Raw genomic sequence first — 16845 nt, forward strand, 5'->3', positions numbered from 1 at the left:
CGGGGCAAGCCCGCTCCTACCGTGCGGTGAATTCGACCAACAAAAAGCCCCACCGAAGTGGGGCTTTTTGTTCAGCGCCAGCGCTTAGATCGCGCCACGCTTGCGCAGCAGCTCCAGCACCTGCTTGACGCCGTCTTCCAGGCTGACGTTCTGGGTGTCGATCACCAGGTCCGCATCCAGCGGTACGTCATACGGGAAGCTCTCGCCCGGGATGTTGTCGCCGCCGGCGGCATACAGGCCCTGCGGGTCACGCTCGCGGCACGCCAGAGGCGAAGCCTGGACGTAGACCGTGAGCAGGCGTTCCTTGCCGATCAGCGCCTTGGCCTGTTCGCGGCCTTCGGCGTCCGGGGCGACGAAGGCGGCCAGGGTCAGCAGGCCGGCTTCGTTGAACTGACGCGCAACGTGCGCGGCACGGCGCCAGTTCTCGGTGCGCCCGGCGCGGTCCTGCGGCAAGCCTTTGTTCAGGTCGTGGCGCAGGTTCTGGCCATCGAGCACATACACCGCACGGCCCATGTCGAACAGCTTGCGCTCCACGGCATAGGCCAGGGTGCTCTTGCCCGCGCCCGAGAGGCCGCTGAACAGCACGGTGGCTGGCTGCTGACCGAAACGCAGGGCACGTTCTGCGGTGTCCACGTGGGCCAGTTTGCCGTGCTGGCCAACGCTGCCATGGGGCACAACCGGTGGCGCGATGATCATGCCGGCACCGACGGTGCCGTTGGTCAGGCGGTCGATGACAATAAAGGCACCGGTGGTGCGGTTGCTGTCATAGCCGTCCAGCGCGATCGGCGCATCGAGGCTGACCTTGACCTTGCCGATCTCGTTGAGCTGCAGGGCACTGGCGGCGCCCTGCTCCAGGGTGTTGACATCGACCTTGTGGGCGATGCTGGCAATCGAGCCCGGCACATAGCTGGTGGCGCGCTTGATGTCGTATTTTTTGCCCGGCAGCATCGGCTCTTCAGCCATCCATACCAGCATGGCGTCGAACTGGTCGGTCACCGGCGGGACGTTGTCGGCATGCACCAGCAGGTCGCCACGGGAGATGTCGATCTCGTCTTCCATGGTCAGGGTCACGGCCTGGCCGGGGCCGGCGTTTTCCAGCTCGCCTTCGAAGGTGACGATGGACTTGACCCGGCTGCTCTTGCCCGACGGCAGCACGACGATTTCATCGCCCTTGTGCACCACGCCGCTGGCCAGGGTACCGGCGAAGCCGCGGAAGTTCAGGTTCGGCCGGTTGACGTACTGCACCGGGAAGCGCAGGTCGGTGAAGTTGCGGTCGGCCGCGACTTCGACGGTTTCGAGGATTTCCATCAGTGCCGGGCCCGTGTACCACGGCGAACGCTCGCTGCGGTTGACCACGTTGTCGCCCTTGAGCGCCGACATCGGCACGAAGTGCAGGCTGCTCGGGCTCATGTTGATGGCTTCGGCGAACTTCAGGTAGTCGGCCTTGATGCTCTCGAACACGCCCTCGTCAAAGCCTTTGAGGTCCATCTTGTTGACCGCGACGACGATGTGCTTGATGCCCAGCAACGAGGCAATGTAGCTGTGCCGGCGGGTCTGGGTCTGCACACCGTAGCGGGCATCGACCAGGATGATCGCCAGGTCGCAGGTCGACGCACCGGTGGCCATGTTGCGGGTGTACTGCTCGTGGCCCGGGGTGTCGGCGATGATGAACTTACGCTTGGCGGTCGAGAAGTAGCGGTAGGCCACATCGATGGTGATGCCTTGCTCGCGCTCGGCCTGCAGGCCGTCGACCAGCAGCGCCAGGTCGATGTCGTCACCGGTGGTGCCGACTTTCTTCGAGTCGCGGGTGATGGCTTCCAGATGGTCTTCGTAGATCATCTTCGAGTCGTGCAGCAGGCGCCCGATCAGCGTGCTCTTGCCGTCGTCGACGTTACCGCAGGTAAGGAAGCGCAGCAGCTCTTTACGTTCGTGCTGGGCCAGGTAAGCGAGGATGTCCTCGCTGATCAGATCAGATTGGTGGCTCATTACATTCAAGCTCCAAGCTGTAAGCTTCAAGCGGCAAGCTTGTCGGCATACAACTAGTCAGAAATTTTGTTGATCAACCCGCTCAGCATTCTTGAAAGCTCACGAGTCTCTGTAATCCACTCATTCGACAAAGGCTTTGGCAGATAGCCTACCTCTCCCCCGATGATGCTCTGCGTACGCAACTCACCGCAGGACGCCTTGGCAATACACAGATAGCGAACCTTTTCTTTTGCCGTTCTGCGCTCCATGCCTTCGGCGATATTCGACGGAACGGAAAGTGCCGCCCGGGTGATCTGATCCTTGAATCCAAGATCCCGGCACACCCTCTGCTGCGTGTAAATCGCTACCGCCAAATCTTTGCTTCTCTGCCAAACAGCAAGCTTCTCAAAGTCCATTGTTAAGCACTCTCACGCACCCACAATGGGGCGGCAGCCGACAAAACCCAGAAGCTACGCACCTTGCTTCTAACTTGCAGCTTGCCGCTTGTAACTTGAAGCTTAGAAGTACCCTTGACGTTTTTTGTCTTCCATGGAGCCGGCGCCATCGTGGTCGATGACCCGGCCCTGGCGCTCGGAAGTGCGCGTCAGGAGCATTTCCTGAATGATGTCGGTGAGGCTTTCGGCCTCCGACTCCACCGCGCCCGTCAACGGGTAGCAGCCAAGGGTACGGAAACGCACCTTCTTCTTGACGATACGGGCCTTTTCTTCCTCCGAGAGATGCTCGAGGATGCGCGCGTCGTCGATCATGATCAGGGTGCCGTTCTTCTCGATCACTTCACGCTCGGCGGCGAAGTACAGCGGCACGATCGGGATGCCTTCGAGGTAGATGTACTGCCAGATGTCCAGCTCGGTCCAGTTCGACAGCGGGAACACGCGAATCGATTCGCCCTTGTTGACCTTGCCGTTGTAGACGTTCCACAGCTCCGGACGCTGGTTCTTCGGGTCCCAGCGGTGCTTGCTGTCACGGAACGAGTAGACCCGCTCCTTGGCTCGCGACTTCTCTTCGTCGCGGCGCGCGCCACCGAAGGCGGCATCGAAGCCGTACTTGTCGAGCGCCTGCTTGAGGCCCTCGGTCTTCATGATGTCGGTGTGCTTGGCACTGCCGTGGGTGAACGGGTTGATGCCCTGGGCGACGCCGTCCGGGTTGACGTGGGTGATCAGCTCCAGGCCCATTTCCTCGACCATCTTGTCGCGGAAGCTGTACATCTCCTGGAATTTCCACTGGGTGTCGACGTGCATCACCGGAAACGGCAGCTTGCCCGGGAAGAAGGCCTTGCGCGCCAGGTGCAGCATCACGGCCGAGTCCTTGCCAATCGAGTACAGCATCACCGGGTTATCGAACTCGGCGGCCACCTCACGAATGATGTGGATGCTTTCCGCCTCCAACTGTTTCAAATGCGTCAGTTTGTCGACCATGGCTACTCACGGAAATACGATCTTATGGACGGCCAGCGGGCCGTGTTCGAGCGGGCCACTTTATCACAGCGCCCGATTCTATTTAGGCAGCCAACTAGAACGAAACAGTATAAGAATATGCCCTGCCGTTTTAGCTTTATATAGGGTTCGGGCAGTCGATGAACAGGTGTTCCAGGGCAAACCGTCGGGCCAGGTAATCGCCCAGCGCCTGCACGCCGTAACGCTCGGTGGCGTGGTGGCCGGCGGCGATGAAGCTGATGCCGTTCTCGCGGGCGCTGTGGAAGGTCTGCTCGGAGGCTTCGCCGCTCAGGTACAGGTCGACACCGGCAGCAATCGCCTGGTCGATATAGCCCTGGCCGCCGCCGGTACACCAGCCGACCCGGCGGATGATCTGCTCGCCTTCGATCAACAGCGGCTCACGGCCCATCACCTCCTGCACCTTGCGGGCAAAATCGCGCGCCGACATGGGTTCGGCGAGCGAGCCGACCAATCCGACAATGCGCGGGTTCTGCGGGTCCAGCGGGCCTTCGACAGTGATGTCGAGCTGGCGCGCCAGCTGCACGTTGTTGCCCACTTCCGCGTGCAGGTCCAGCGGCAGGTGGTAGGACAACAGGCTCAGGTCGTTTTTCAGCAGGGTTTTCAGCCGGCGCTGCTTCATGCCGGTGATGCACGGATTCTCGCCCTTCCAGAAATAGCCGTGGTGCACCAGTACCAGGTCGGCGTCGGCTTCGACTGCAGCGTCGAGCAACGCCTGGCTTGCGGTCACGCCACTGACGATGCGGGTCACTTGCGGGCGGCCCTCGACCTGCAGGCCGTTGGGGCAGTAGTCCTGGATTTTGGCGCTACCGAGGTAGCGTTCGGCTTCCTCGACCAGGGTACTCAAGGCAACAGCCATGGAAAGACTCCTCAATTTCGCAGTTCAGCGCGGCCCAAGGCCCCGTATAATGAGCGGCATTATGGGCCGTCGCCGGGTTTGGGGAAACCGACGGCAGTTGCCTGGGGGCTGGCATTGTTGGTTTTCGTGACGATTTAACAGTTCCTGCACAAGCCGCAGCGCAGTATGATCGCGCGCGTTTACGCTCCCAGCTGTCATCGGCCCTCTGCCAACTCCCAGGATTCGTTCAATGTTCAAGGCTTTGCGTTACTTTGGCTGGCCGCTGCTGGTCGGCGTGCTGATCGCCCTGTTGGTCATCCAGCGCTTTCCGCAGTGGGTCGGCCTGCCCAGCCAGGACGTCAACCTGCAGCAAGCCCCGCAAACCACGCGGATCATGCAGGGGCCGGTGTCCTACGCCGACGCCGTGAGCATCGCCGCCCCCGCGGTGGCCAACCTGTACACCACCAAGGTGGTCAACAAGACCGCCCACCCGCTGTTCGAAGACCCGCAGTTCCGCCGCTTCTTTGGCGACAACCTGCCCAAGCAGCGCCGCTGGGAGTCGAGCCTGGGGTCGGCAGTGATCATGAGCCCGGAAGGCTACCTGCTGACCAACAACCACGTGACCTCCGGTGCCGACCAGATCGTGGTGGCGCTCAAGGACGGCCGCGAAACCCTGGCACGGGTGATCGGCAGCGACCCGGAAACCGACCTCGCGGTGCTGAAGATCGACCTGAAGAACCTGCCGTCGATCACCATCGGCCGCTCCGACAACATCCATATCGGCGACGTCGCCCTGGCCATCGGCAACCCCTTCGGTGTCGGCCAGACCGTGACCATGGGCATCATCAGCGCCACCGGCCGCAACCAGCTGGGCCTGAACAACTACGAAGACTTCATCCAGACCGACGCCGCAATCAACCCGGGCAACTCCGGTGGTGCGCTGGTCGACGCCAATGGCAACCTCACCGGCATCAACACGGCGATCTTCTCCAAATCCGGCGGCTCGCAAGGCATCGGCTTTGCCATCCCGACCAAGCTCGCTCTGGAGGTGATGAAGTCGATCATCGAGCACGGCCAGGTGATTCGGGGCTGGTTGGGGATCGAGGTGCAGCCGCTGAGCCAGGAGCTGGCCGAGTCGTTCGGCATGCAGGGACGCCCGGGCATTGTCGTGGCAGGGATTTTCCGTGATGGCCCGGCACAGAAGGCCGGCCTGGAGCTGGGTGACGTGATCCTCAGCATCAACGGCGAACCGGCCGGCGATGGCCGCCGCTCGATGAACCAGGTGGCGCGGATCAAGCCCAATGACAAGGTGGCGATCCAGGTCATGCGCAACGGCAAGGAGCTCAAGCTGACCGCCGAGATCGGCTTGCGTCCACCGCCGGCACCGGCAGCCAAAGAAGAAAACTGATGGGTTAACAGCATCGCGGGGCAAGCCCGCTCCCACAGGTTTTGTGGTTTACCTGTGGGAGCGGGCTTGCCCCGCGATGGGGTCAGTGCAGAATCTGGCTCAAGAACAGCTTGGTCCGCTCATTCTGCGGCCGGTCGAAGAAATCGTCCGGCGCCGCCTGCTCTACAATCTCGCCTTTATCCATGAAGATCACCCGGTTCGCCACGGTGCGGGCAAAGCCCATTTCGTGGGTCACGCAGAGCATGGTCATGCCGTCTTCGGCAAGGCCAACCATGGTATCGAGCACTTCCTTGACCATCTCAGGGTCGAGCGCCGAGGTCGGTTCGTCGAACAGCATGATCTTCGGCTTCATGCACAGCGCCCGGGCAATCGCTACCCGTTGTTGCTGGCCACCCGATAGCTGCCCGGGAAACTTGTTGGCCTGCTCCGGAATTCGCACCCGCTCCAGATAGTGCATGGCAATTTCCTCGGCCTTGCGCTTGGGCATCTTGCGCACCCACATCGGCGCCAGGGTGCAGTTCTGCAGGATGGTCAGGTGCGGGAACAGGTTGAAGTGCTGGAACACCATGCCGACTTCGCGGCGGATCGCTTCGATCTGCTTGAGGTCGTTGGTCAGCTCCACGCCATCGACGACGATGCGCCCTTGCTGGTGCTCCTCAAGACGGTTGAGGCAGCGGATGGTGGTCGACTTGCCCGAGCCCGACGGCCCGCACAGCACGATACGCTCGCCCTGGCGCACGTTCAGGTTGATGTCCTTGAGCACGTGGAACTGGCCGTACCACTTGTTCACGCCCTGCATCTGAATAATGCCTTCAGGGCTCACAGGCTGTTTGATCGCTTCACTCATGGGAACACTCCTAACGCTTGTGGCCTGTGTCCAGCTTGCGCTCCAGATGCATGGAGTAGCGGGACATACCGAAACAGAAAATCCAGAAAACCAGGGCGGCAAATACATAGCCCTCGGTCGCCATGCCCAGCCAGGTCGGGTCGGCAGCGGCCTGCTTGACGCTGTTGAGCAGGTCGAAGAGGCCGATGATGATCACAAGGCTGGTGTCCTTGAACAGGGCAATGAAGGTGTTGACGATGCCGGGGATTACCAGCTTCAGGGCTTGCGGCAGAATCACCAGGCCCATCGAGCGCCAGTAGCCCAGGCCCATCGCCGCAGCGGCTTCGTACTGGCCCTTGGGAATAGCCTGCAGGCCGCCACGTACCACTTCGGCGATATACGCCGACTGGAACAGGATCACCCCGATCATGGCCCGCAGCAGCTTGTCGAAGCTCATGCCCTCAGGCAGGAACAACGGCAGCATCACCGAGGACATGAACAGCACGGTAATCAGCGGCACGCCGCGCCAGAACTCGATGAAGGTCACGCAGACCACCTTCACCGCCGGCATGTTCGAACGCCGCCCCAGCGCCAGCAGGATGCCCAGCGGCAAGGCCCCGACGATGCCCACGGTGGCGATCACCAGGGTCAGCATCAGCCCGCCCCACTGGTTGGTCGGTACCGCGGCCAGGCCCAGGTAGCCGCCGTGCAGCAGGGTGTAGGCGATGATCGGGTACAGCACCAGAAAGCCCAGGCCGTAAACCGCCTTGCGCGGGAAGCGCGAGATGAACAACGGCGCGGCGCCGATGACCGCCAGCCAGACGGTCAGATCGACACGCCAGCGCAGCTCGCTCGGGTAGTAACCGTACATGAACTGGCCGAAGCGCTGCTGGATGAACACCCAGCAGGCGCCCTCCTTGGTGCAGTCGGCGCGGGTGGTGCCCACCCAGTTGGCGTCGAAGATCGACCACTGCAGCAGCGGCGGCACGATCAGCCACACCAGGTACACGGCAAACAGCGTCAGCAGGGTGTTGAGCCAGCTGGAGAACAGGTTGGCGCGCATCCAGGCCATTACGCCGACGGCTTTGACCGGTGGCGGCATATCAGGTTTGAAAACATGGGTACTCATGCGCTTGTCCTCACCGCTCGATCAGCGCAATGCGCTTGTTGTACCAGTTCATCAGCAGGGAAATGCTGATGCTGATGGCCAGATAGACGCTCATGGTGATGGCGATCACCTCGATGGCCTGGCCGGTCTGGTTAAGCACGGTACCGGCGAACAGCGAGACCATTTCCGGGTAGCCGATACCGGCCGCCAGCGAAGAGTTCTTCGCCAGGTTCAGGTACTGGCTGGTCAGCGGCGGGATGATCACCCGCAGCGCCTGGGGAATGATCACCTTGCGCAGCGTCGGCCCTTCGCGCAGGCCCAGGGAGCGAGCCGCCTCGGTCTGGCCGTAGCTCACCGAACGGATGCCGGAGCGCACGATTTCGGCGATGAACGCTGCGGTATAGATGGTCAGTGCCAGGGTCAGCGCCAGCAGTTCCGGGATCAATACCCAGCCGCCGACGAAGTTGAAGCCCTTGAGCTGCGGCATCTCCCAGTGCACCGGCGCGCCGAACAGCAGCACGCACAACGCCGGAATGCCGAAGAACAGGAACAGGCCGACCCAGAATTTGTGGAACGGCTCGCCGGTGGCCTCAAAGCGCCGGTTGGCCAGGCGCACCATTACCACAATGGCAAGGATTGCCAGTGCGACGGCGACGACGAATGGCCAGAATCCATCGGCCATGGCAGCACCGGGCATGTTCAGGCCCCGGTTGCTGATAAAGAAGGTGTCGTTGAGATTGATGCTACCCCGCGGTCCCGGCAGGGTCAGGAACACCGCGAAATACCAGAACAGGATCTGCAGCAGCGGTGGGATGTTACGGAAAGTCTCGACATACACAGTGGCCAGCTTGCTGATCATCCAGTTCGGTGACAGTCGTGCCACACCGATGATGAAGCCCAGCAGGGTCGCGAGAATGATGCCGATGAAGGTTACCAGCAGGGTGTTGAGCAGGCCGATAACGAACACCCGCGCATAACTGTCCTGTTCGGTATAGGGGATCAGGTGCTGGGCGATGCCGAAACCGGCACTTCGTTCGAGAAAGTCGAAGCCCGAAGTGATCCCGCGGTGTTGCAGGTTGGTCTGGGTATTGTGAAACAGGTACCAGCCCAGACCGACCACCGCGACCACGGTGATAATCTGGAACAGCCACGCACGCACACGTGGATCGCTCAGGGATAGTCCCTTGGGTGCGCCGATATTATTTTGCATGTAATGCCCCGCAAGGAAGGGAACCGAACAGCCTGCGGCGGCCGGATGCCGCCGCAGGCCGCAACCGTCAGCGCACCGGTGGCGCGTACTGGATGCCGCCGTTGTTCCACAGGGCGTTCAGACCGCGGTCGATTTGCAGTGGGGTTTCCTTGCCCAGGTTTTTCTCGAAGACTTCGCCGTAGTTGCCGACCTGCTTGACGATCTGCACTACCCAGTCCTTCGGCAGTTTCAGGTCTTTGCCGTACTCGCCGTCGGCGCCGAGCATGCGGGCCACGTCAGGGTTCTTGGTGGCCTTGGCTTCGGCTTCGACGTTTTTCGAGCTGATGCCCATCTCTTCGGCGTTGAGCATGGCGAACAGGGTCCACTTGACGATGCTGAACCACTCTTCATCGCCTTTGCGCACCACCGGGCCCAGCGGCTCCTTGGAGATGGTCTCGGGCAGCACCACGTAATCGGCCGGGGCGGCCAGCTTGGAGCGTTGTGCGTAGAGCTGCGATTTGTCCGAGGTGAGCACGTCGCAACGGCCGGATTCCAGCGATTTGGCGCTCTCGTCGGAGGTGTCGAAGGTGATCGGGGTGTATTTCAGGCCGTTGGCGCGAAAGTAGTCGGAGACGTTGAGTTCGGTGGTGGTACCGGCCTGGATGCAGATGGTTGCACCGTCCAGTTCCTTGGCGCTGGAAACGCCGAGCTTCTTGTTGACCAGAAAACCGATACCGTCGTAGTAGGTAACACCGGCGAACACCAGGCCCATGCCGGCGTCGCGCGAGCTGGTCCAGGTGGTATTGCGCGACAGCACGTCGACTTCGCCCGATTGCAGCGCGGTGAAGCGCTCCTTGGCGTTGAGCTGGCTGAACTTGACCTTCTTGGCGTCGCCGAACACCGCAGCGGCGACCGCGCGGCAGACGTCGGCGTCGATACCGACGATGTTGCCCTTGGCATCCGGTACCGAGAAGCCCGGCAAGCCGTCACTGACGCCACATTGAACGAATCCCTTCTTCTGTACTGCGTCCAGGGTCGCACCTGCCTGTGCGAAACCGCTGATACCCAACGCGGTAGCAGCGGTAACCACTGCCAGTGTGGATTTCAACATCTTCATTCAAACCTCCAGTTTTGCTCTTGTTGTGTGAGCCGGGATTGCACCGCACCCTTATGAGGCGCATCCGACCCGTGTTGGCTTGTTTTTGGGTCAATTGGCGCAATGCGCTGTTCTGTGACAGCCTTGGGGACCGCTAACGGGTGTTACCGTCCAAAACGTGTAACCTCGCATCTGGAGTTTCATAGCAAAGCGCGTACCACACTGAAGGGCTAAAGCGTTTCAGTTAACGTCAATAGGAAAACTTGCAACCTTGCGACAGGTTTTTCCCGGATTTACCCGACGCGCCTTCATTTCATGCACGCAAACAAGAGCGCGCGCACACTTTCGGAGCAGTCATGACCCACCCGCTGATTCTCGAACCACAAAAAACCGCAGACGCCTGTGTGATCTGGTTGCACGGCCTGGGGGCCGATCGTTACGACTTCATGCCGGTGGCTGAGGCCCTGCAGGAAGTTCTGCTGACCACCCGCTTCGTCATGCCCCAGGCACCCACCCGTCCGGTGACCATCAACGGCGGCTATGCAATGCCCAGCTGGTACGACATCAAGGCCATGAGCCCGGCGCGTGCCATCGATGAAGACCAGTTGCACGAATCGGCGGAACAGGTGATCGAACTGATCAAGGCCGAGCAGGCCAAGGGTGTGGCCCTGTCGCGGATCATCCTCGCCGGCTTTTCCCAGGGCGGCGCCGTGGTGCTGCACACTGCCTATATAAAGTGGCAAGAAGCCCTGGGCGGCGTACTGGCGCTTTCGACCTATGCCCCGACTTTCACCGAGGCACGCGAACTGAGCGCCTGCCAGCAACGCACCCCGGCCCTGTGCCTGCACGGTGTGTACGACCCGGTTGTGCTACCGGCCATGGGGCGCAGCGCCTACGAGCACCTGAAGAACTGGGGCGTCAGCGCCAAGTGGGCCGAGTACCCGATGGAGCACGAAGTGCTGCAGGAAGAAATTCGCGATATCGCCGACTGGCTGGCCGAGCGCCTGCGCTAAAAGAAGCGTTCCCTGTAGTTGTCAGTGCAATCCACTACGCCGCGCCCGATTCTTGCATTACACTGCCCGGCGTACATTCCTTAACCAATTGATGAGATGACCGTGCTCAAAGCACTCAAGAAGATGTTCGGCAAGAGCGAGGTTGAGCAACTCGCCACCGAAACCGCTGCCCCCGTGAAGCAGCCGCCCGCAGCACCCCAGGCCCCTGCCCCGTCGGCACCGCTCAAGACCGAAGCCGTGGACCCTGCCCCGGCACGCGCCGAAAAACCGGCCGAGGCCAAGCCGCGCCGTGAGCGCAAGCCAAAGCCCGCCGCCTCCACCTGGAAGCTCGAAGACTTCGCCGTCGAGCCGCAGGAAGGCAAGACCCGCTTTCATGACTTCAAGCTCTCGCCCGAGCTGATGCATGCGATCCACGACCTAGGGTTCCCGTACTGCACGCCAATCCAGGCCCAGGTGCTGGGCTACACCCTGCGTGGCAAAGACGCCATTGGCCGGGCCCAGACCGGTACCGGCAAGACCGCAGCCTTCCTGATTTCGATCATCACCCAGTTGCAGCAGACCCCGCCGCCGAAAGAGCGCTACATGGGCGAGCCACGGGCGCTGATCATCGCCCCGACCCGCGAGCTGGTGGTGCAGATCGCCAAGGACGCCGCGGCGCTGACCAAGTACACCGGCCTCAACGTCATGACCTTCGTCGGCGGCATGGACTTCGACAAGCAGCTCAAGGCCCTCGAAGCCCGCCACTGCGACATCCTGGTCGCCACCCCGGGCCGCCTGCTGGACTTCAACCAGCGCGGCGAAGCACACCTGGACATGGTCGAGGTGCTGGTACTGGACGAAGCCGACCGCATGCTCGACATGGGCTTCATCCCCCAGGTGCGGCAGATCATCCGCCAGACCCCGCCCAAGAGCGAGCGCCAGACCCTGCTGTTCTCGGCAACCTTCACCGAAGACGTGATGAACCTGGCCAAGCAGTGGACCACCGACCCTGCCATCGTCGAGATCGAGCCGGAGAACGTCGCCAGCGAGACCGTCGAGCAGCACGTCTATGCCGTGGCCGGCAGCGACAAGTACAAGCTGCTGTACAACCTGGTGACCGAGAACAAGTGGGAACGGGTGATGGTCTTTGCCAACCGCAAGGACGAAGTACGACGCATCGAAGAGCGCCTGGTGCGCGATGGCGTCAACGCCGCCCAGCTGTCGGGCGACGTGCCGCAGCACAAGCGGATCAAGACCCTCGAGAGTTTTCGCGAAGGGCGCATCACCGTACTGGTAGCCACTGACGTGGCTGGCCGCGGTATCCACATCGACGGCATCAGCCACGTGATCAACTTCACCCTGCCGGAAGACCCGGACGACTACGTGCACCGCATTGGTCGTACCGGTCGTGCCGGCACCAGCGGCGTGTCGATCAGCTTCGCCGGTGAGGATGACTCCTACCAGCTGCCAGCCATCGAAGAACTGCTGGGGCGCAAGATCAGCTGCGAGATGCCGCCGACCGAGTTGCTCAAGCCGGTACCGCGCAAGCATCACTGAGTGCAGTAACACCAATCGCGGGGCAAGCCCGCTCCTACACCACCCTGTAGGAGCGGGCTTGCCCCGCGATGCTTTTTACACCTCGGCATATTGCCCAAATAAACTAAAAGTCCATAATAGACAAAATAGTTCATTTGGAGCTTCGCATGTCTGCGCCTCTCGTCATCGATCAACAGCACGCTCGCCAACTGCTCGCCCAGGTGGATGTTCCGCAGATCCTGCGCAACCTGTTCCGTGACCTGGCGGCCGGGCAAGCGGTGCAACCGCCCCAGCAACTGGTGGAATTCCCGGCCGGCAAAGGCGACTTCATCAACTACGGTGGCGTGCTGGCCGAACAGCGCGTGTACGGGGTCAAGACCTCGCCCTATATCGTCCGCGAGCAGGGACCGCTGGTCACCGCCTGGACCCTGCTGATGTCCATGGACAGCGGCCAGCCGCTGCTGCTGTGCGATGCCGGTGAACTGACCACCGCGCGCACCGCCGCCACTACCGCCGTTGCCGTCGATGCCCTGGCAGCCAGCGAGGCCCGGCGCCTGACCATCATCGGCAGCGGCCCGATTGCCCGCGCCCACCTGCATTACGCCCGCAGCCTGCGTCCATGGCAGGAGATCCGCCTGTACTCGCCAAGCCTGGGCCGGCAATCGACCGAACAGCGTCAGGCCCTGAGTAATCTCGACCCGCGCCTGGTGCTCAGCGAAAGCCTGGAGCAGGCGGTGCTGGATGCCGACGTGATCATGCTCTGCACCTCCTGCGCCACGCCGGTGCTCGACCCGCGCCAATTGAGCAAGCCCGCGCTGATCACCTCCATCAGCACCAATGCGGTGCGTGCCCACGAAGTGCCGCCAGCGACCTTAAGCGAGATGGACGTTTACTGCGACTACCGCGTAACCACCCCGGGCAGCGCCGGCGAGATGCGCATCGCCGCCGAACAACATGGCTGGCAAGCCGATGCGATCGTCGGCGATCTGGCGCAATTGATCAGTGGTGCGGCGCACAAGCCGGGCTACCAGCGCCACGCTTTTTTCCGCTCCATCGGCCTGGGCCTGGAAGACATCGCCCTGGCCAACGCCCTGTACCGCCTGCAACGCGCCGACTGAGGAAACCTTCATGCAACAGGCTGATTTCATCATCATCGGCGCCGGTATTGCCGGTGCCTCCACCGGTTTCTGGCTGGCCGGCCACGGCCGGGTACTGCTGCTTGAGCGCGAGTCGCAGCCGGGCTACCACTCCACCGGCCGCTCGGCAGCGCTGTACACCGCCGCCTATGGCACCCCGCAAGTGCGCGCACTGACCCTGGCCAGCCGGGCGTTTTTCGACCAGCCGCCAGCGGGTTTTACCGAGCACCCGCTGCTCAGCCCGCGCGGGGAAATGACCGTCGATCTCAATGGCGACCCTGAAGAGCTGCAGCGTCAGTACCAGAGCGCCAAGGCCTGCGTGCCAGAGGTCGAGCTGCTCAGCGCCGAGCAAGCCTGCGCGCGCCTGCCGGTGCTGCGCCGCGACAAGGTGCATGGCGCCCTGTACGACCCGAGTGCCAGCGACATCGACACCGACGCCCTGCACCAGGGTTACCTGCGCGGCATTCGTCGCCAGCAGGGTGAAGTGCACAGCGACTGCGAAGTACAACACCTGAGCCGCGACGCCGACGGCCTCTGGCACGTGCAGACCAGCCGCGGCACCTTCACCGCCCCGGTGCTGATCAACGCTGCCGGTGCCTGGGCCGACAAAGTCGGCGAACTGGCCGGCGCCCAACCCCTGGGCCTGCAGCCAAAGCGCCGCGCCGCGTTCATCTTCGCCGGCCCCGAAGGCATCGACAGCCATGCCTGGCCGATGCTGGTCAGCCTCGATGAGTCGTTCTACATGAAGCCTGACGCCGGCATGCTGCTCGGCTCACCGGCCAATGCCGACCCGGTCGAGCCCCACGACGTGCAGGCCGAAGAGCTGGACATCGCCATGGGCATCTACCAGATCGAAGAAGCCACCACCCTGAGCATTCGTCGCCCGACCCGTACCTGGGCCGGCTTGCGCAGCTTCGTCGCTGACGGCGACCTGGTGGCCGGCTTCGATCCGCAGGTGCCCGGGCTGTTCTGGGTGGCCGCGCAAGGCGGCTATGGTATCCAGACCTCGCCGGCCATGGGCCAGGCCAGCGCCGCCCTGGTGCGCGGTGAAGACTTGCCTGACACCCTCAAGGGCTTTGGCCTCAACGCTGCGATGCTGTCGCCGCGCCGCCTGCAAGGGTGACGCCCGGCCGCGATTGCGGCACACTCCCAGCGCCCTGTCGCAAGGGCGCTGACACCGCCTGGAGCCCGTCCGAATGCCCACACCCCAAGCCGATCCCGTCCTGCACAACTACCGGGCCATCGCCGACGCCATCGCCACCCTGTTCTTCCCCCACGCCGAAGTGGTGCTGCACGATTTGCGCAGCCAGAAGATCGACTACATTGCCAACAACCTGTCCAAGCGCGAGATTGGCGATGATGCGGCGCTGGAGGACATGTTCGAGGAAGGTACCGACGAGACCAACATCGGACCGTACGAAAAGCTCAACTGGGACGGTCAGAAGATCCGCTCGCTGAGCACCGTACTGCGCGACCCGGCCGGCAAGCCGCTGGCGGTGCTGTGCATCAACCTGAATATTTCCCTGTTCGAAAACGCCAAGGCGGCGCTCGACCTGTTCTTGTCGCCGAGCAAGCTGATCCCGCAGCCCGATGCGCTGTTTCGCGATGACTGGCAGGAGCGCATCAACACCTTCCTCAACAGCTGGCTGCGCCAACGTCAACTGAGCCTCAACCTGCTCAGCCGCGACCATAAGCGCGAACTGGTACTGGCCCTGCACGCCGAGGGTGCGTTCAAGGGCAAGAGTGCCGCCAACTATGTGGCCAATGTGCTGGGGATGGGACGGGCGACGGTGTACAAGCACCTGAAGGAACTCAAGGCCTGATCACGCTCAGGCCTTGAGTAAAGCGGCGATCAGTCGCCGTAGATATCAGACTTGAAGTACTTGGCCTGGATCTTCTGGTATTCGCCGTTGGCGCGAATGGCGTCGATGGCCTGGTTCAGCTCGGTCACCAGTTGTGTGTTGCCCTTGCGCACCGCGATACCCGCGCCTTCACCCACATAGCTCGGGTCTTTCAGCTCTGGGCCGACGAAAGCGTAGCCTTTGCCCTTCTCGGTATTCAGAAAACCCTGCTCCAGCGGAATGGTGTCGGCGAAAACGCCGTCCAGACGCCCGGAAACCAGGTCCATGAAGATCTCTTCGTTACTGGTGTAGCGCACCACCTCGATACCCTTGGGGGCCAGCACCTCGGTGACGTAACGGTCAGTGGTAGTTGCCCGCTGCACACCGATGCGCTTGCCCTTGAGGCTGACGAACTGGTCGTCGACCTGGCTGCCTTCCTTCATCGCCAGGCGCGCGGAGGTGAAGTAGTACTTGTGGGTGAAGTCCACCGAGCGCTTGCGCTCTTCGGTGATGGTGATCGACGACAGCGCCGCATCGATCTTCTTGACCTTCAGCGACGGGATCAAGCCGTCATACTCCTGCTCGGTCCACTGGCATTTGACCTGCATCTGCGCGCACAGGGCATTGCCGATGTCGTAGTCGAAGCCGCTGATATTGCCGTCAGGGGTCTTGAATGCGAACGGCGGGTACGCGGCTTCGATGCCAATGCGCAATGTCTTCTCGGCGGCAAACAGACTGCTGCTGGCCATCAGGCTCAGGGCCAGGCCGCTGATCAGGGTGAACTTGTTCATGACGGGGCTCTCTCGCTCGTTGTTGGAGGTGTGGTGCCAGACAGAGGGAAAGGGGCAGGCGCGGGTCGGCCTGGAATTATTTTGTACTTATAATTCCATACTGGACTTTTTGGTATTAAAATTCAACAAGCAAAAGCATCGCGGGGCAAGCCCGCTCCTACCTTGATCCCTGTAGGAGCGGGCTTGCCCCGCGATCAGATTTACCAGCGCCCGGCAGCCTCTTCATCACTCTGCTTGCCCTCGACCCAGCGCGGGCCGTCGCCGGTCTGTTCCTTCTTCCAGAACGGCGCGCGGGTTTTCAGGTAGTCCATGATGAAATTGCAGGCATCGAATGTGGCCTGACGATGGGCACTGGCAACACCGACAAAAACGATCGGTTCACCGGGTTCCAGGCCGCCAATGCGGTGCAGCACCTCGACCTTGAGCAACGGCCAGCGCTGCTGGGCTTCAACCACGATCTTGGCCAGGGCCTTTTCGGTCATACCCGGATAATGCTCGAGGAACATCCCCGCCACGTCCTGGCCATCATTGAAGTCGCGCACGTAGCCGACAAAACCGACCACCGCCCCGACACCGACGTTGGCCGCGTGCATCGCATTGACTTCAGCCCCCGGGTCAAAGGGCTCGCTCTGGACTCGAACGCTCAT

Annotated in this window: 16 protein-coding genes; 6 read left to right on the plus strand and 10 right to left on the minus strand. The window is 62.2% G+C overall.

Annotation, left to right across the window (positions count from 1 at the left end; all coding sequences use genetic code 11):
- Positions 1–84 precede the first annotated feature (84 nt).
- From cysN to LOY22_RS22055, 4 genes are all read right to left on the minus strand, one after another.
- Positions 85–1986 carry a sulfate adenylyltransferase subunit CysN gene (gene cysN / locus LOY22_RS22040; protein ID WP_045197276.1) on the minus strand — a complete coding sequence of 634 codons (1902 nt, stop codon included), beginning with the start codon at positions 1984–1986 and terminating at the stop codon, positions 85–87.
- 53 nt (positions 1987–2039) lie between these two features.
- A complete protein-coding gene (locus tag LOY22_RS22045; RefSeq protein ID WP_258594804.1) occupies positions 2040–2381 on the minus strand; it encodes a four helix bundle protein in 342 nt (113 codons plus the stop codon).
- 102 nt (positions 2382–2483) lie between these two features.
- Positions 2484–3401, minus strand: a complete 918-nt coding sequence (cysD, locus tag LOY22_RS22050) for a sulfate adenylyltransferase subunit CysD (RefSeq protein ID WP_038998836.1) — start codon at positions 3399–3401, stop codon at positions 2484–2486.
- 136 nt (positions 3402–3537) lie between these two features.
- Positions 3538–4296, minus strand: a complete 759-nt coding sequence (locus LOY22_RS22055; RefSeq protein WP_093379772.1) for a Nif3-like dinuclear metal center hexameric protein — start codon at positions 4294–4296, stop codon at positions 3538–3540.
- 229 nt (positions 4297–4525) lie between these two features.
- Between LOY22_RS22055 and algW the strand changes: the two genes are divergently transcribed.
- Positions 4526–5683, plus strand: coding sequence for a Do family serine endopeptidase AlgW (algW, locus tag LOY22_RS22060; RefSeq protein ID WP_010220741.1), 1158 nt, complete (start codon positions 4526–4528; stop codon positions 5681–5683).
- Positions 5684–5765: 82 nt separating this feature from the next.
- Here the strand turns inward: algW and LOY22_RS22065 are convergent, their stop codons facing one another.
- The 4 genes from LOY22_RS22065 to LOY22_RS22080 all read right to left on the minus strand — a co-directional run bounded on the left by LOY22_RS22065 (position 5766) and on the right by LOY22_RS22080 (position 9923).
- Positions 5766–6530, minus strand: coding sequence for an amino acid ABC transporter ATP-binding protein (locus LOY22_RS22065; RefSeq protein WP_010220739.1), 765 nt, complete (start codon positions 6528–6530; stop codon positions 5766–5768).
- 10 nt (positions 6531–6540) lie between these two features.
- Positions 6541–7638 carry an amino acid ABC transporter permease gene (locus LOY22_RS22070; protein ID WP_258594807.1) on the minus strand — a complete coding sequence of 366 codons (1098 nt, stop codon included), beginning with the start codon at positions 7636–7638 and terminating at the stop codon, positions 6541–6543.
- Between the two features lie 10 nt (positions 7639–7648).
- Positions 7649–8827, minus strand: a complete 1179-nt coding sequence (locus tag LOY22_RS22075) for an amino acid ABC transporter permease (RefSeq protein WP_045197267.1) — start codon at positions 8825–8827, stop codon at positions 7649–7651.
- A gap of 67 nt (positions 8828–8894) precedes the next feature.
- The gene (locus LOY22_RS22080) at positions 8895–9923 is read right to left on the minus strand and encodes an amino acid ABC transporter substrate-binding protein (protein WP_038998832.1); all 1029 of its coding nucleotides are present in this window, start codon (positions 9921–9923) and stop codon (positions 8895–8897) included.
- Between the two features lie 335 nt (positions 9924–10258).
- On the opposite strand from LOY22_RS22080, the gene LOY22_RS22085 reads away from it, so the two are divergent.
- The 5 genes from LOY22_RS22085 (at position 10259) to LOY22_RS22105 (ending at position 15389) form a co-directional block, all read left to right on the plus strand.
- Positions 10259–10915: an alpha/beta hydrolase gene (locus LOY22_RS22085; protein WP_045197265.1), complete on the plus strand. Its 657-nt coding sequence runs from the start codon at positions 10259–10261 to the stop codon at positions 10913–10915.
- A 102-nt stretch (positions 10916–11017) separates the two neighbouring features.
- A complete protein-coding gene (gene rhlB, locus LOY22_RS22090; RefSeq protein WP_045197884.1) occupies positions 11018–12451 on the plus strand; it encodes an ATP-dependent RNA helicase RhlB in 1434 nt (477 codons plus the stop codon).
- Between the two features lie 146 nt (positions 12452–12597).
- Positions 12598–13548: an ornithine cyclodeaminase family protein gene (locus LOY22_RS22095; RefSeq protein WP_258594811.1), complete on the plus strand. Its 951-nt coding sequence runs from the start codon at positions 12598–12600 to the stop codon at positions 13546–13548.
- Positions 13549–13558: 10 nt separating this feature from the next.
- Positions 13559–14689 carry an FAD-binding oxidoreductase gene (locus LOY22_RS22100; protein WP_093379754.1) on the plus strand — a complete coding sequence of 377 codons (1131 nt, stop codon included), beginning with the start codon at positions 13559–13561 and terminating at the stop codon, positions 14687–14689.
- 73 nt (positions 14690–14762) lie between these two features.
- The gene (locus LOY22_RS22105) at positions 14763–15389 is read left to right on the plus strand and encodes a transcriptional regulator (RefSeq protein WP_045197259.1); all 627 of its coding nucleotides are present in this window, start codon (positions 14763–14765) and stop codon (positions 15387–15389) included.
- A 29-nt stretch (positions 15390–15418) separates the two neighbouring features.
- Here the strand turns inward: LOY22_RS22105 and LOY22_RS22110 are convergent, their stop codons facing one another.
- Together LOY22_RS22110 and moaE are read right to left on the minus strand one after the other, a co-directional pair.
- Complete coding sequence (locus LOY22_RS22110; protein ID WP_045197257.1) at positions 15419–16198, minus strand: ABC transporter substrate-binding protein; 780 nt, start codon at positions 16196–16198, stop codon at positions 15419–15421.
- A 200-nt stretch (positions 16199–16398) separates the two neighbouring features.
- A complete protein-coding gene (gene moaE, locus LOY22_RS22115) occupies positions 16399–16845 on the minus strand; it encodes a molybdopterin synthase catalytic subunit MoaE (protein WP_258594814.1) in 447 nt (148 codons plus the stop codon).

Source organism: Pseudomonas sp. B21-035 (assembly GCF_024748945.1).
Lineage (GTDB): Bacteria > Pseudomonadota > Gammaproteobacteria > Pseudomonadales > Pseudomonadaceae > Aquipseudomonas.

Excerpts from the sequence above, each read along its gene's own strand:
- LOY22_RS22085 (WP_045197265.1), top strand. The coding sequence starts at position 10,259 with ATGACCCACCCGCTGATTCTCGAACCACAAAAAACCGCAGACGCCTGT.
- LOY22_RS22105 (WP_045197259.1), top strand. The coding sequence starts at position 14,763 with ATGCCCACACCCCAAGCCGATCCCGTCCTGCACAACTACCGGGCCATC.
- cysD (WP_038998836.1), bottom strand. The coding sequence starts at position 3,401 with ATGGTCGACAAACTGACGCATTTGAAACAGTTGGAGGCGGAAAGCATC.
- cysN (WP_045197276.1), bottom strand. The coding sequence starts at position 1,986 with ATGAGCCACCAATCTGATCTGATCAGCGAGGACATCCTCGCTTACCTG.
- LOY22_RS22055 (WP_093379772.1), bottom strand. The coding sequence starts at position 4,296 with ATGGCTGTTGCCTTGAGTACCCTGGTCGAGGAAGCCGAACGCTACCTC.
- moaE (WP_258594814.1), bottom strand. The coding sequence starts at position 16,845 with ATGAGCGTTCGAGTCCAGAGCGAGCCCTTTGACCCGGGGGCTGAAGTC.
- LOY22_RS22080 (WP_038998832.1), bottom strand. The coding sequence starts at position 9,923 with ATGAAGATGTTGAAATCCACACTGGCAGTGGTTACCGCTGCTACCGCG.
- LOY22_RS22100 (WP_093379754.1), top strand. The coding sequence starts at position 13,559 with ATGCAACAGGCTGATTTCATCATCATCGGCGCCGGTATTGCCGGTGCC.
- LOY22_RS22070 (WP_258594807.1), bottom strand. The coding sequence starts at position 7,638 with ATGAGTACCCATGTTTTCAAACCTGATATGCCGCCACCGGTCAAAGCC.
- LOY22_RS22065 (WP_010220739.1), bottom strand. The coding sequence starts at position 6,530 with ATGAGTGAAGCGATCAAACAGCCTGTGAGCCCTGAAGGCATTATTCAG.
- algW (WP_010220741.1), top strand. The coding sequence starts at position 4,526 with ATGTTCAAGGCTTTGCGTTACTTTGGCTGGCCGCTGCTGGTCGGCGTG.
- LOY22_RS22095 (WP_258594811.1), top strand. The coding sequence starts at position 12,598 with ATGTCTGCGCCTCTCGTCATCGATCAACAGCACGCTCGCCAACTGCTC.
- LOY22_RS22075 (WP_045197267.1), bottom strand. The coding sequence starts at position 8,827 with ATGCAAAATAATATCGGCGCACCCAAGGGACTATCCCTGAGCGATCCA.
- LOY22_RS22045 (WP_258594804.1), bottom strand. The coding sequence starts at position 2,381 with ATGGACTTTGAGAAGCTTGCTGTTTGGCAGAGAAGCAAAGATTTGGCG.
- LOY22_RS22110 (WP_045197257.1), bottom strand. The coding sequence starts at position 16,198 with ATGAACAAGTTCACCCTGATCAGCGGCCTGGCCCTGAGCCTGATGGCC.